A 14,672-nucleotide genomic window follows, 5' to 3' on the forward strand; every position below is an offset into this window, starting at 1 on the left:
TTCACCGCATTTTAACACAGTCATCTTGGGAAATGCACAAAAAGATAATACAATAATCATACTGGAATTTCAGAATATATTATCGATCAGGTCCAAATACAAGATTGGCAGATTGTTTGGCTTGTTCAATAACCTCCATTACCTTCTCGCTATGCTCAAGCATAGCTGTGACTTTCTCCAAATCTTGTTCACGAATCATACGCTCGAATTCAACAAACTCGTCATACATACGATGAGGATGATCCTTAACATCTACCCGAATCGGCGTTTCCTTATGAAGCGCAAGATCAAAGGATTCACATTTGTTGGCCGAGCTCATCATATGGATATACCCTCTATTGCCCTGGATGTTCGTTGCATTGGGGGCTGTGCTGTCTTTGGAACCAATGCACACACACTTGAACTCACCGTAGTCCAAAAGCAACATACCTGAAGTGTCTATTCCGCGTTCCATGTTGGCCCAGTATTCCACCTTCTTCGGACTCCCGAAAAGCCCTACGACCAGATGAATATTATACAAATTAATATCCATCAAGGCTCCACCAGACATTTCCGGTTTAAATGCCGGCAGCACTTCTCCTGCCTGAAAAGCCTCATAGCGGGATGAATATTGGGAATAGTTACACTCCACAATTTTGATGTCACCCAGTTTGCGCAGGTTCTCCTTCATGGACAAATAGTTCTTCAAATATTGGTTTGTGATGGCTTCGACCAGCACCAGCTGTTTTTGCCGTGTAATCTCTTTAAGTTCAAGAAATTCTTGCAAATTGGAAGTGAATGGCTTCTCACAGATAACATGTTTGCCGCCCAATAACGCTTCTTTGGCATATGCATAATGAAGATGATTTGGTAGTCCGATATAGATCGTATCCACTTCATCATTTGCAATCATATCGCTGTACTCCGAATATATTTGTGCAATACCATACTCTTCTTGCAGAGTTAGCAATTTATCCTGATGACCAGGTCTGGAACATATGGCCTCCAACGTAATCGCAGGAATCTCATGAATAAAGCTCAATAGATCCTTTACAATCATTCCAGCTCCGACAATTCCAAGTTTCATATTAGTTACACTCCTCCATACCTTTTTCCAATATTTCCATAACCGCGATCGTTTCTTTGTCTTGAATCACTTTTTCTTTGCCATGGTTGATGGCTTCATAGATATCGTCATACACTCTTGCATAATCGCCTTGTTCAGAGATCACTTTTTCTTCACGGTATATTCCTGCGTCATCCAGGTACGTCAGTACGCCATAGTGCTGAGGCAAATCCTTACCAAAATCGGGATGTCCTTTGGGAAGGTAAAATAGCTTCAGATGCTCCTCTTGACGATCCTCAGTTTGTTTTACGAATACTCCCTTTTTGCCGTATACTACAAAACTCGGGCGGGGATTTAAGCGGAAAAAGCTGGATTTGACTGATACTTTCAGCGAAGCGTAATAAAAGTCCAGATCGAAATAATCATTCATTCTGCCAGGCCCCAGCAATTGACGGACATCGTAATGTATCTTGTCCGGTTGCCCGAAATAGGATAATACTTGATCAATGGTGTGAACACCGTGCCCGTATAAATAACTTTTGTATTTAGAAAAATGGGTGGTAGCATTCGGGATCTCCGGTCGATAATAATCGTAATGCATCTCCACTTCCAGCAAATCGCCAAGCTTTCCTGACTCAATCACTTTCTTAGTCGTCAGAAAATCCGAATCATATCGACGGTTCTGATAACATTGAATCAAGAGATTTTTTTCTTTGGCGTATTGGAAAATGGATTCGGCTTCTTCCTTGGTCAGCATAAAAGGTTTCTCAACAAGTACATGCTTTCCGTGATCGAGTGCCTTCTTTGCATACTCATAATGAGATTCGGTGTGTGTACAAACCACTACTAACTGAATGTCATCGTCATTCATTAAAGCAGCAAGATTATCTGTATACAGAACACCAGGAACTTTCTCCCACTCCGTTTTCTCCGGATGACGGGCGTATATCGTTTTTACTTTCAAATGATCCCGATTCAATGAAAAAGGAAGATGATAACGATTTGTACTTTTGCCATTGCCAATGTAACCGATCGTCAACATATGAATTCCCCCTTAGGCTCTTTTTTGTTTATTATAGAAGAAGAAAATCCTCCGGAGGAGCTTTGAAGAAATTACGGTACATTTGATCAATGTTTATTAATTCTGATGCCCTCTTTTTAAACAAAATGTTTACTGGACGCTCTACATCAACGTTATTTCAATGAATCCGGGGTGAACCTGTTGAAAATATTGACCCAATTAACAGACATGAACCACTTTACACCAAATGAAAAAAGCATCGCTTCTTATATTCTGACTCATAAGGAGCTAATGCTTCATTTGAATATTCAAGAGCTTGCCAAAGCTACATTCACGTCACATTCTGCCATCAATCGCTTAACTCATAAGCTTGGACTTTCAGGGTTTAAGGAGTTCAGTATTAAGCTTGCCCGAGAGTTTCAGCAGGATGCTCAGAACATCTCCAATATCGATCCCAATTATCCGTTCGCTCTTGGTGAATCTTCACTCCAGGTGGCAAAAGATATAGCTGAACTAATGAAAGAAACGATTGAGAAAAACTTTGCTTTTATGGATGAAGCCTCTCTAACAGAAGCAGCCCATTTACTCGATCAGGCGAAACGAATCTTCATCTATGCGTTGGGGGATTCTCAGATTCGCGCGAAGAGCTTTCAGAATAAATTGATTAAAATCAATAAATACGTCGTGATCACAACAGAGCTATCTGAATGGGCCTACCACACCATAAATCTTACCCCACAGGATTGCGCCATTTTTTTGACCTATCATGAAAAATCGCCCATTTTCCTAAAGGCAGCCCAACATTTCTCGCGTGCAAAAATTCCATTTATTACGATTACCGCGAATCATCAAAGTGAGTTGGCTAAGATGAGTACGATCTGTATCCAGGTGCCGAATGACGAAACAAAACATGCAAAGATCGGTACGTTTTCATCACAAATTGCCTTTGATTACGTATTAAACGTGATATATTCCTGTATCTTTCAAATTGACTACGCCAATAACATGCAAATGACTACTTATTCGTTGAAGAATTTCAATTTGGATGAGTGATATAAAAATAATTAACGCACTTGAAGAATTGTTCTTGCGTTGATTATTTTTTTTCTATTGCAAAATGAACCTCGTGTCATTATTATAAAAATGACACGAGGTTCATTTTGATGAAACGGGAAGGAAGTGGTGAAATGTCACCCAGACTAACAGATACTCAAAAAGAACGGAGAAATCTGCAAATACTTGAAGCAGCCAAACGGGTGTTTACCGAAAAGGGTTATGGTGCAGCGACGTTAAAGGATATCATTCAGGAAACTGGAATGAGTCGGGGCTGGATTTACTTGTATTATCAGACCAAAGAGGATATTTTCGAAGCATTACTGGATTATCAGGATGCCGATTATGAACAGTATATCAATCAGCTAATGGATTCCTCTTCCTCCATATGGGAAATGGTGACTACGATTTACTCCCAGCAGTTGCAAGAACTCCATCGTTCTCCCCACGGAGGATTGATGCCAGCGTTCTATGAGTACTTTCTGGTCGGGTGGCGCGAAGAGCCACGCCGCGAGCTGCTTCTTGAACGATATGAAAAGGGAATCGCACAGTTTGCGGAGCTGCTTCGATTCGGTGTGGAACGTGAAGAGTTCTCACCTGTCATGAACATTATGGATATATCCAGACTCGCAGCTTCCTTTCAGGAGGGGATTATGACTCACTACATTGCCATTGGTCCTGAAAAAGCAAATACTCGAATGCAGTATGAAGCCTTGATGCTTTATTTGAAGAGTCTGCTCCATCCAGTATCGATCAAAGAAACGTAAGATTAGGGGGAAAAGGAATGAAGTCGCTTTTTCGTAATCCAACGTTCTGTAAGCTTTTCATTGCGACTTTTGCGTCACAGCTAGGAACCGTGATTGGAAATATGGCATTCGCCTTTTATTTGGTAGACAGGTATAGTGAGCGCCCATCACTCGCTACGATGGCAGAGCTGATGTATTCATTGCCCACCTTGACTGTGTTCTGGATCGTTGGTGTCATCGCTGACCGATTCGACCGCAAGCATATTGCCGCCTACAGTGACTGGATCAGGGCAGGCCTTACCCTGCTGCTGCTATTATTTGTTCATTACGACATGCTGTTCTTCTGCTTTTTGATGCTCTTCTTACGCAGCTCGATATCCAAATTTTTTGGTCCAGCAGAAATGGGATTGCTGCAAGGCAGCATTGATCAGGATCAATACGTTCATGCCTCCGGCCTCAATCAAATGATCATGGGGATGTTCATGCTCTTTGGCATGAGCTTAGGAGCAGGGGCCTATCATTTTATCGGCATTAAAGGTGCCTTTATCATCGACTGTGTCAGTTTCCTGATCTCCGGTCTTCTGTTAGCCTGGGGAGATTTCCCCGAACGTGCCCGTATCCCCAACGGAAGAACCTCTATTCGGGAACTACGGCTATCACTTCTTTTTAAGGATTTCTGGCATGGCCTTCGGTATATTGCCGGGAATCGATTGCTTCTCGTACTGATTAGTGGATTTCTGTTTTTCGGTATTGTAAACGGTGTCTTCTCTGTACTCCCCATCTTCACCATGAAATACAAGCTAAGCCCCGACAATTACGTCGTTCATTCTTCGCTTATTACTGTCTTTATGGGGATCGGCTTTCTGATAGGCAGTATCATTGCTCCTCACTTCATCCGGCGCTTCACAAGAACTCCGATTTTGATATCGGGGCTAATCATTTCCAGCCTGCTCATCGGAGGACTTGGAACAACCGTGGGGATCGAAGTCTATCTTGTTCTCATCCTGTTGGCGGGAATCACCATAGCTCCCATTAACATTGCGCTTGGCAGTTGGATGCCAGAGCTTGTTCCCCCGCAAAATATGGGCCGAGTTAATTCATTAATCGAGCCAATTATGATGCTTGGGCACTCACTGGCTCTGGGAGGTATCGCCCTCACCTTTCCATTCTGGTTATCGGTCACCTGGCTGCATTACATGCTGGCATTCTGCACGATCGCTGTAAGCTTTTTCTATCTAAAATTCCTGCCCTCCCTGGTTCGTAACCAATTGGTTTATTCAACGGGGGAGAAGGCCATTGCAGATGGAAAAGAAGCCTAAACAAGATTCACCTGAGTGAACACCTGCCAGCCTCTTTCTTTTGAACATGGAATTGAAGCAATAAGAACTACGCGGAGTGTCCTGCTGTTGGTTTGGCTTTTGAATGAACCCTTGTCGCCCATAGGATCAACACAGAGAAAATCATGATAACGATACACATCCAGTACACATGACGAAATCCGATGATTTGGGCAAGAATACCGCCGCCCATATTTCCCACAAGACGACCAATAATAGAGCCATTGTAATAGAGGGTCGTGGACTGTCCCGGTGAATGAGGCAACAAATCCGTGAAATAGCTTAGTCCATTCCCCATCACAATGGCTACATATATTGCCTGCAGGAGCTGCGCCGCGATAAGCTGCCAGGAATGGGTGGATAGGCTTAAGATGGCGTAATAAAAAAGCCCAACAAAACAACCGATGATCAACAAACTGTGGTTTGATATCTTCTTGCCCAAGGAACCTAATACAAGCATAATGGGGATCTCCAAACAAGCAGAGATACTAACGACCAATCCAACTTCCATCGGTGTACCCTGAAGCTCATGAACAATAAACAACGGTGTGTTGATGGTATTCATCGCATTTACAGCAAACAGGAAGATAAAGGCGATAAACGGCAGCATGATTTTTTTGTTTTTCAGCGATGAAGTGTGTGCGCTTTTTACTTTATCCTTATTTTGCTGGACTAATTTTCGTCTTTGTAGAAAAAAGAAAACAAGAAATGCGATGGTAATATAGATAAAGGACGTGCCCAGAAAGAGACCCTTATATCCAAGTACACCCAATATAACTGTACCGACAAGTGGTCCAATCAGGAAGCCTAAGGACACAAGTGAACGTAATATAGACATCGCGAACGTTTTATCATTGTTTTGACTTGCTACTGCTGATTCCTGTGCATAGGCGTAGATTTGCGGCATCGCAGGTGCGCCTAATCCACTAAAAAAAGTAATGACAACCAACAGAATAATGAATTGATCAAACACCAAATATGAAGCGTATCCCAACGCAGACGATAGCATTGCCAAAATAATTAACCATTTCCGATCCAAACCGCGATCTGACCGTTTGGCAATAAGCGAGTTGACCAGTACTCCACCTAATGAACTTACTGCCATGAAAACGCCAAAGGTTCCCATGCTCATTCCCAAAACTTCGGTGGCATACAAGGACAGATATGGCTGAGTAATTGAAATACCTATTCCGACCAGCAGAATGCAAATGATGAATAAACGATATCCTTTTATCTCAAACAGATTTTTAATCCGTGTAAACAAATTCTCACCTCCAGTCAGAACGCATTTCGTTAATAGCGAGAGAACGATTTTTCATTCTGATTCTCCTCTCTAAAAAAGTAAGGCTGTTTCCGTGTCTCTGTCATCCAATTATGCACCAAGTGAATTTAAGACCGATAACCAATTCATCGCAAAAGATTGCCTAATCTTCTCAAGACCATTTATATATGGGATCTTCATGGTTTATAATTGGGCTATTCCGTTGAAGGAGTAAGGAGGATACTATGTCTAAGCCCATATATAAGCAACAGGAAGATCTTGCCCGTGTTATTCAGAAATATTCAGAACACGAAGGTTTAAATGAAACTGCGATTCCTTCTTTATTTTTTATTCGTCGCTCAGCAGTGACCGGTCCGAAGCATGCTGTTTACAAACCGTCCTTGTGCATTATTGTTCAAGGTGCAAAAGATGTATGGCTTGCCGAGGAGCGCTTCAGATACAGTCCAGCCGATTATCTTGTGGCCTCCTTGGACCTTCCGGTTACCGCACAAGTGGTTGAGGCTTCCTCAGACGCTCCCTATTTGGCTCTAAATCTTGTATTTACGCCGGAGCAAGTGCTGGATGTATTACGCGATACCGAATTGCGAGGTAGGCGGAAGGAAAATGCCAAACGAGGCATATATGTCAGCCCGACGGAGTTAACGATGTTGGATGCCCTAATTCGATTAGTCCGATTACTGGATAAACCAAAGGATATCTCGATATTGGCCCCTCTGTACATCAAGGAAATTCTCTACAGAGTTCTTGAAGGTGAGCATGGAGGCATGTTAGAGCAGATTGCACTTGAAGGAAGTGCTACGTACCGCATCCGAGATGTGATTGAACGGATTGTGAGTAGTTATAATCAAACGTTTCGCATCGAGGAGCTTGCGGAGATTGGAAAAATGAGCGTGGCTTCACTGCATAGACATTTCAAAGAGGTTACCGCCATGAGTCCTATTCAGTTCCAAAAACAATTAAGACTGCAGGAAGCAAGGCGTCTGTTATTGTCTGAATCGACAGATGCTGCGGATGTCGCTTTTCAGGTCGGCTATGAGAGTCCTTCACAATTCAGTCGTGAATATTCTCGCATGTTTGGTTTTCCGCCCAGAGAAGATGTAAAACGTCTACGGGCAATGACCCATTCAAATTAAATGCACACCAAAAACCCCTCAAGAAATGATCTTGAAGGGGTTTTGATTTGGCTTTTTAGAGTACTTTCTCCAAGAAGCTGATCGTCCGTTCATTTTTTGGATTCCCGAATATTTCAACAGGGGTGCCCTGCTCTACAACATATCCACCATCCATGAAGATAACCCGATCGGCAACTTCACGGGCAAAGCCCATTTCATGGGTCACGATAATCATCGTCATACCTTCGCTCGCAAGATCCTTCATTACACCAAGGACTTCGCCTACCATCTCGGGGTCGAGCGCCGACGTTGGTTCATCGAATAACATAACGTCCGGATTCATAGCAAGCGCACGAGCGATCGCTACGCGTTGTTTTTGTCCCCCCGAAAGTTGGTTGGGATAGCTGTTAGCTTTATCCGACAAACCAACCCGATCCAGCAAACGAAGTGCCGTATCACGTGCTTCCTGTTCTTTTAAAATCCCAAGTTCTCTGGGGGCAAACATAATATTTTTGAGCACACTGAAATGAGGAAACAGGTTAAAGTGCTGAAATACCATACCTATGTTCTCGCGAGCTTTGTTAATGTTCGTTTTGGGATCATTTAGATCCCTATCATCTACGATAACCCGTCCAGCTGTGATCTCATCTAGCTGGTTAATGCAGCGCAAAAACGTACTTTTACCTGAACCTGAAGGTCCAATGACACAGACAACTTCACCTTCGTTGACCGATATATCGATGCCTTTCAACACATGATTCGTGCCAAAACTTTTCTTTAATCCTTCTACTTTAATTTTACCCACGACGAACCCTCACCTCCAGGTAGTCAGCAATTTTAGTCAATGTGATGATAACAATCAGGTACATAATCGCAACAGTCAACCAAATGTCAAAAGAGGCGAATGTTCTTGCGATAACAATCTTACCGGATTGCGTCAACTCCACCAGGCCAATGACGGACAAGATCGACGTATCTTTCAATGTAATAACCATCTGATTAATAAACGAAGGAATCATAACCCGTATGGCCTGAGGGATTACAATCTTTATCATCGCTTTGCGATAAGGAAGTCCCAATGAACGGGCTGCTTCCATCTGTCCACGATCAATCGATTGAATACCCCCGCGAATAATTTCCGTTACGTACGCCCCAGCATTTAGACTCAATGTTAGAATGGCGGCCAAGAACATTGGCATGGTGAAGCCCATTGCCTGAGGAATCCCGAAATAAATAAAGAATGCCAAAACGATCAACGGTATCCCGCGAAAAATATCCACAAATACAGTAGCAACTACACGAAGGAACTTATTTTGACCCACTTTCATAAAGCCAAAGATCAAGCCGATGATAAAGGCGAAAAACAGCGAAATAATTGTATACAAGAGTGTTTTCCCCATACCTTTGAACAGCACAGGTAGAGATTTTTGGACTAATTCCCAACGACTCTGGTTTGCGACAACATTCTCGCCAAGGTAGTTCTCTTTTATACGATCATACTCCCCGCTTACCTTAATATTCGTTAGGCCGTCATTAAACATCTTTAGGAGTTCCTGATTCTGCCCCTTGCTAACCGCAAATCCATAGGAAGCCCCATCTTCTTTCTTGGTCACGATTTTTAAACCGTTATTTTGTTTTACCCCGTAAGCCAGTACTGGATAATCTTCAAAACACGCTGCTGAATTCCCCGTCTTTACATCGTCATACATTTGTGAAGAATCATCAAACGGAACGATGGTAAAGCCGTATTTTGAGGCGATGGATTCAGCAAAGCTGTACCCTTCTGTGCCAGTCTTCACGGCGACTTTTCTACCGCGAAGATCTTCGTAACTTTTTGCGGTATCGTTATTTGCGCTCACACCCATAACTACACCTGAATCGAAATAGGATTCTGAAAAATCAAACTTTTGTTTGCGTTCATCCGTGATACTCATCCCGGCAATGACGCCATCCACCTGATTTGACTCAAGAGCTTGCACTGCCGCATTAAATCCCAGGGCTTTGATTTGATAATTGAAGTTCTGATCTTTGGCGATCGCATCCAGCAAATCCATGTCGATGCCTACATAATCCCCATTTTCATCTTGATATTCAAACGGTGCAAATGTGATGTCCGTACCGATCACATAGGTTTTACCTGAATTGGAGTTTGCATTGGCATCCCCCGACCATCCGGATAACCCCGCCACTAGGAGCAGAATTAGTGATAGTACAAAAAATGAGACCTTGGTTGTTTTCATATGTCCTCCTCATCTCGGTGTTCTCCGAATCTTAATCATTTTCTTGTCATTGATGTTACTGTCGTACATTTTTAGGTGTCTTTGCACATTATATTGTTATTATTTGCAGTATATTAACAATCAATGCTTTCCCTTACATTCTTCATGTTCCTCCGCAACGTTTTATTTTACATCCATTTAAAGATCCACGTTATATTTACCCTTCAGGACAGGTTTTAAAAACCTAAAATGAACTTAAATAAAAAAAGTCGCCATATAGGCGACTCTATAACAGAGACAATATGATGATCTTCCCATGACAATTGCCAAGGTATTTAAACTTTCTTTATAAGAATGGACACTTCGGGTTATTCTTCAGCGAAAAATTTCGAAAGTGGATTTTCCACTTTTTTATCCAATGTTACCTTGCCCGTCTTGTCCAACATATAGTACTGATAATAAGCGCTGCTGAATCCAATGGATTCTTGCATCTTCATCATAAATGGTTCAAGACTCCCACTGCTCAGATGATCTTCATTCCAGAAATAGTGCAGCATCAAACGATTTTGATTATAAGGGTGTTTGATCACATAGGCTCCCGCAGCAGACGGTTGGTTCATAGTCGTTTTCCATTGAAAACCGATATGGGTAGCACGGTCTATAATGCTGGATTTTAATGCTTGTACAAAACCATTTGATTTGGCGTTACCAAGTACAATCAGGTTGCTGGTAGCCAGTTCTTTTTTCATTTTTTGCTTCAATTCCTGCCGGTCCTGGATCAGGTCATACTTCACTCCGGTTAAATCCAGAAGAGTTGTCAGTTGGTTTACCATAGCTTCCTGTTGTTTGTTCGCTGCCTTGCTCACCTGATCACTGAGCACAATGGCTAATCGCTCACCTTGAAGGGCTTTATCCATCACACGGCTCATCGTTTCAAAAGGTAAATTCGGAACCTGAGTTAACGCTGATCCATACAGCGATTGAAACTGATCATGCAGGTATGCCGTTTTCTCCTCATTCGACAGTTGATACTCGGGCTTCAGCGTAAAATTAGGCTCATATAAAGCTGTCTTCATATCATCTCGCGCCTCTTTCCCCAGTACATCTTCTATCGTTTGCAGAAGTCCGTCAATCGTAGCGTTTTGGTACACATAGCGTTTAAAATACTCTTTCATAAAGGCATCGAATTTCTCTTCCCCGACGGAACGGTACAATTGATATATCGCTTGACGGCCTTTATCGTAATAAACTGGGCTTGCCCAATCTCCCACCTCGTCATTAGTTGAAGCAATAGCCTTATCCACAGTGGAATCGTCAAATTGGATGGACTTGAAGCCATTCATCGTATCCCCCTGCTTCTCAGAAAAATACACTTTGGAGAAATCTGCAAATCCTTCGTCCAGGAAAGACTCTGTCTCCGAGTTATTCCCGATTAACGCATGAAACCACTGGTGCGCGATTTCATGCACAAATACGGTGTCCTGTTCTGGAGCAGAATTTATTCCGATTTGCCCCATTTGGATAAGCCTTGAATACTCGATAGCTACACCTTCTACATATGATTCAACAATCCGGAATTCAGGATAAGGGTATTTACCGTATTTATCACTGAAAAAATTAATGGCTTTGAATGCTTGATCAACATACCCATCAACGATTTTTTTCTTACCTGGCTGGTTGTCAAAATAATAATACTCTACGGTGAGGCCATTCCGGGTTACGCTGTCCACTTTGAAGTTTGGGCTGGCAAAGAAAGCAAACTCCCTCGTATTCTCAGCTACGGTGGATACCACTTTGCGTCCAGTCTCTGCATCATCCCGTGTGGTTATCGTACCAGGCATCACTACCTGATATTGATCGGGAACATTGAACTGAACTTCATAATCCGCGGAAGTATAATAATCCGTTTCAAATGTTTTACTATAAGGTTTGCTATCCCATTCATGCTTGGCCTCATCATAGACTGACATTACAGGGAACCAATGAGCCCCATTGATAATATCTTTGTAATACGATAACCGCTGTGAGCCATAGGGAATCTTCAGATTAAAGTGGACTTGAACCGTCACGGATTCACCAGGCTGAAGGTGTTGCTCCAATTTCACCGACATAGCTTGGTCTTTATTACTGAAATCAAGGGCTTGCCCACCGGTCGTCACCTTCTCAATATCAATTCCTCCAAGAAAGTCTTCCGGTTTCTTATCAGGGTTATTTTTGCTAATCTCTTCATTGGAATGTTTAAACATGGTCGTCTGTGTCGATTCCGAAAGATTGGCATCAGCATAAGTATGAAAAACCAGTTGCTTCAATGTATCTTTGCTCGTATTTCTGTAAGTAATGGATTCACTCCCCTCTATGGTCATCTTCTTCTCATCCAGCCGGGCTTGAATTCGATATTGGATAGGCGCTTGAGCCTGAATATCTTTTGTTGCTTGTGAAATAGCTGATACAGGAGCTGCATTAGCGGCAGCACTACCCGTACTTATGATCGGGCATGCGGTCAGAATCATAGCGAGTGCGCTGATGGCTGTTATTCTGATTCGATTTGATGTGTATGAACGTGTATGATTGATATAAATCTCTCCCTCGAATGATTTTTGAAGCTCAGAGGCAAGTATAGAAGATCAACCTTACATTGGTTTAATGCGGATCTTAAATTTCGTTTAAAAAAAGAAGCTGTTTGTATTAAATGAGCATGACCATAAAGCAAAAAGTCGCCATTTAGGCGACTTTTAGTAATTGTGTCTCTTTACCGATTTTCAATGAAAGGTGTCACAAACGAATTATAGAATCAGGTACGAAGCCAAACATTCATTTCTCCGGCTTGTCGATTGCCCCATAAATAATAAGGGATTGCTGTGAGTTGTACTGGTTTGACGTTTTTGTGTAACGGCTGGTAAGGTTGATTATCCAACCACACGGATTCATCCACAAGTAGCCCATCAACTTCTACAGTAATGCAGCCACCAAGCAGTTCAGGCGTTTCGTGTTCTCTCAACTCTGGCTCCTCTGCGAATGAGAGTGAAGACAGTGGAGATCCATTATCCACTTGCTCCAGGCAATAAACGAGTGGGCCGCGTTGGATGGCAGCTTTCCCAGCATCTGGCCGGATCAGAGGATGAGCAGCGATCAATTGGGTCTCTAGTGGCAATATCCACTCTACTGTATCACCATCGGACCAAGCACGTTCCATTTTTGCATAACCATTATGCTTACGATAATGTTGAGGTTCTCCGTTGATCTTTAATATTGGCTCCTGACTTTGAAACCACTGAGGAATGCGAACTGCAATCTCAAATGGAGCAGCTTTAGCATCATTACCAGCCAAAGAAATCGAGAACTCCACCTTTCCATGCCACGGTAATTCAGATCGTTGGTGTACTGTTACTTGCAGACCATCTCCTGTCACCCATTGAAGCTCGCTACCGATAAACAAGTGCACATACACCGTTTTTCCGTCATTAGATATGTCATAAATATAATCATGAAGTGAACTCAATAAACGTGCCACATTAGGCGGACAGCATGAACAACCAAACCATTTCTGCCGTACGGGCTTCACATGATGTTTGTCTGGATTTTTTTCACTTGCGTCCGGATATACCTCTAGTGGATTTACATAGAAGAAATGTTGTCCATCTTTGGACATGCTGCCAAGTACATTATTGTATAGTGCTCTTTCCATGACGTCAGCATAGTCACTTTTGGCTTCCAATTGCAGCATCCGACGTGCCCAGAAAATTAGTCCAATGGAAGCACAGGTCTCTGCATAAACCGTATCGTTAGGCAGATCATAGTCAAACGTGAATGCTTCCCCCAGATGTGTTGCACCTATGCCGCCGGTAATATACATTTGCTTGCGCGTTGTATTGATCCAGAGCCGCTCACAGGCTTCTCGCAAACTTGAATCATTCGTGAGGCGTGCCAAATCGGCCATGGCGGTGTACATATAGACTGCACGAACAGAGTGACCCACAGCGACCGTTTGTTCTCTCACTGGCAGATGAGACTGATATACCTCAAGATTGGGAGTCCCCTGTGACCAAATATTTTTCCGTCCCCGGCGTTCCCACTCTTCCACGAAATAACTTGGCTTGTTACCGCGCTCATTAATGAAATAACTGCTCAGATTCAAATAACGTTGTTCTCCTGTAACGTTGTATAGTTTAACCAGAGCTAATTCAATTTCCTGGTGCCCACAATACGCCTGAATTTTACATTGCTCGGTTCCAAACAAGCTATCAATGAGATCAGCGAACCGACATGCGATGTCGAGAAAAATGCGCTTCCCTGTCGCATGATAATATGCAACTGCTGCCTCTATCATATGTCCAGCACAATATAGCTCGTGAGCTTCATACAGATTGGTCCATTGTCTTCCAGGCTCTTTAATGGTGAAGTAGGTATTTACATAGCCATTTTCATGTTGAGCTTGACCAATCAGATCAATCACTTCATCAGCGATGCTCTCCAGCTTGGGATCAGGATGGTTACCGATCGAATAAGCAACCGCTTCCAACCATTTGTAGAGATCACTATCCTGAAATACCCATCCCCCGAATTCACCTTTCTCCAAGCCAGCTGCAATTCGGAAATTACGGATGGCATAGCTCGGCTCCGCGCCTTCGATTCGGTCATTTAGCGCTTCCCATTGATAAGGAATGACAGTCTGACGGACTAATTCGGAGTATTCTTTCCAGAAGGTGTCTTGAATGGCTACTTTGGCTTTTCGCATTATGGAATTCCTCCTATAAAATTGACTCTTGTGGTTTTCAATTATAAGCTGTGATTACATGGGAAAATAGAATTGAATTGAACTTTTTCCTATAAAATTTAACACTAATAGGGAGGGTTATT

The 14,672-nt window shown here is 42.7% G+C and carries 11 protein-coding genes; 4 read left to right on the plus strand and 7 right to left on the minus strand.

What is annotated here, in order from left to right; genetic code table 11:
- Window positions 1-79 precede the first annotated feature (79 nt).
- Both CS562_RS04970 and CS562_RS04975 read right to left on the minus strand, forming a co-directional pair.
- Entirely contained in the window at window positions 80-1,066 is a 987-nt protein-coding gene (locus CS562_RS04970) for a Gfo/Idh/MocA family protein (protein WP_099854066.1), read from the minus strand.
- Between the two features lies 1 nt (window position 1,067).
- Window positions 1,068-2,087, minus strand: coding sequence for a Gfo/Idh/MocA family oxidoreductase (locus tag CS562_RS04975; RefSeq protein WP_099854067.1), 1,020 nt, complete (start codon window positions 2,085-2,087; stop codon window positions 1,068-1,070).
- A 180-nt stretch (window positions 2,088-2,267) separates the two neighbouring features.
- Here CS562_RS04975 and CS562_RS04980 point away from each other — a divergent pair, with 180 nt between their 5' ends.
- The 3 genes from CS562_RS04980 to CS562_RS04990 all read left to right on the plus strand — a co-directional run bounded on the left by CS562_RS04980 (window position 2,268) and on the right by CS562_RS04990 (window position 5,184).
- Entirely contained in the window at window positions 2,268-3,119 is an 852-nt protein-coding gene (locus CS562_RS04980; protein ID WP_099854069.1) for a MurR/RpiR family transcriptional regulator, read from the plus strand.
- A 134-nt stretch (window positions 3,120-3,253) separates the two neighbouring features.
- Window positions 3,254-3,886 carry a TetR/AcrR family transcriptional regulator gene (locus tag CS562_RS04985; RefSeq protein ID WP_180287032.1) on the plus strand — a complete coding sequence of 211 codons (633 nt, stop codon included), beginning with the start codon at window positions 3,254-3,256 and terminating at the stop codon, window positions 3,884-3,886.
- A 17-nt stretch (window positions 3,887-3,903) separates the two neighbouring features.
- Complete coding sequence (locus tag CS562_RS04990) at window positions 3,904-5,184, plus strand: MFS transporter (protein ID WP_099854072.1); 1,281 nt, start codon at window positions 3,904-3,906, stop codon at window positions 5,182-5,184.
- 67 nt (window positions 5,185-5,251) lie between these two features.
- On the opposite strand, the gene CS562_RS04995 is transcribed toward CS562_RS04990, so the two are convergent.
- Window positions 5,252-6,466, minus strand: coding sequence for a sugar efflux transporter (locus CS562_RS04995; protein ID WP_099854074.1), 1,215 nt, complete (start codon window positions 6,464-6,466; stop codon window positions 5,252-5,254).
- Between the two features lie 242 nt (window positions 6,467-6,708).
- Between CS562_RS04995 and CS562_RS05000 the strand changes: the two genes are divergently transcribed.
- Window positions 6,709-7,617: an AraC family transcriptional regulator gene (locus tag CS562_RS05000; protein ID WP_099854076.1), complete on the plus strand. Its 909-nt coding sequence runs from the start codon at window positions 6,709-6,711 to the stop codon at window positions 7,615-7,617.
- Between the two features lie 55 nt (window positions 7,618-7,672).
- Here CS562_RS05000 and CS562_RS05005 read toward each other — a convergent pair whose 3' ends face one another.
- The 4 genes from CS562_RS05005 to CS562_RS05020 form a co-directional block, all read right to left on the minus strand.
- Window positions 7,673-8,401 carry an amino acid ABC transporter ATP-binding protein gene (locus CS562_RS05005; protein WP_099854078.1) on the minus strand — a complete coding sequence of 243 codons (729 nt, stop codon included), beginning with the start codon at window positions 8,399-8,401 and terminating at the stop codon, window positions 7,673-7,675.
- Window positions 8,394-9,836, minus strand: coding sequence for an amino acid ABC transporter substrate-binding protein/permease (locus CS562_RS05010; RefSeq protein WP_099854080.1), 1,443 nt, complete (start codon window positions 9,834-9,836; stop codon window positions 8,394-8,396). Before CS562_RS05010 ends, CS562_RS05005 begins: the two co-directional genes overlap by 8 nt.
- A gap of 347 nt (window positions 9,837-10,183) precedes the next feature.
- The gene (locus tag CS562_RS05015; protein ID WP_099854082.1) at window positions 10,184-12,325 is read right to left on the minus strand and encodes a M1 family metallopeptidase; all 2,142 of its coding nucleotides are present in this window, start codon (window positions 12,323-12,325) and stop codon (window positions 10,184-10,186) included.
- A gap of 281 nt (window positions 12,326-12,606) precedes the next feature.
- On the minus strand, window positions 12,607-14,550 hold the full coding sequence (locus tag CS562_RS05020; RefSeq protein WP_099854084.1) for a glycoside hydrolase family 127 protein: 1,944 nt from the start codon (window positions 14,548-14,550) through the stop codon (window positions 12,607-12,609).
- Window positions 14,551-14,672 lie beyond the last annotated feature (122 nt).

The sequence above is a fragment of the Paenibacillus sp. LK1 genome (assembly GCF_002750415.1).
Lineage (GTDB): Bacteria > Bacillota > Bacilli > Paenibacillales > Paenibacillaceae > Paenibacillus > Paenibacillus taichungensis.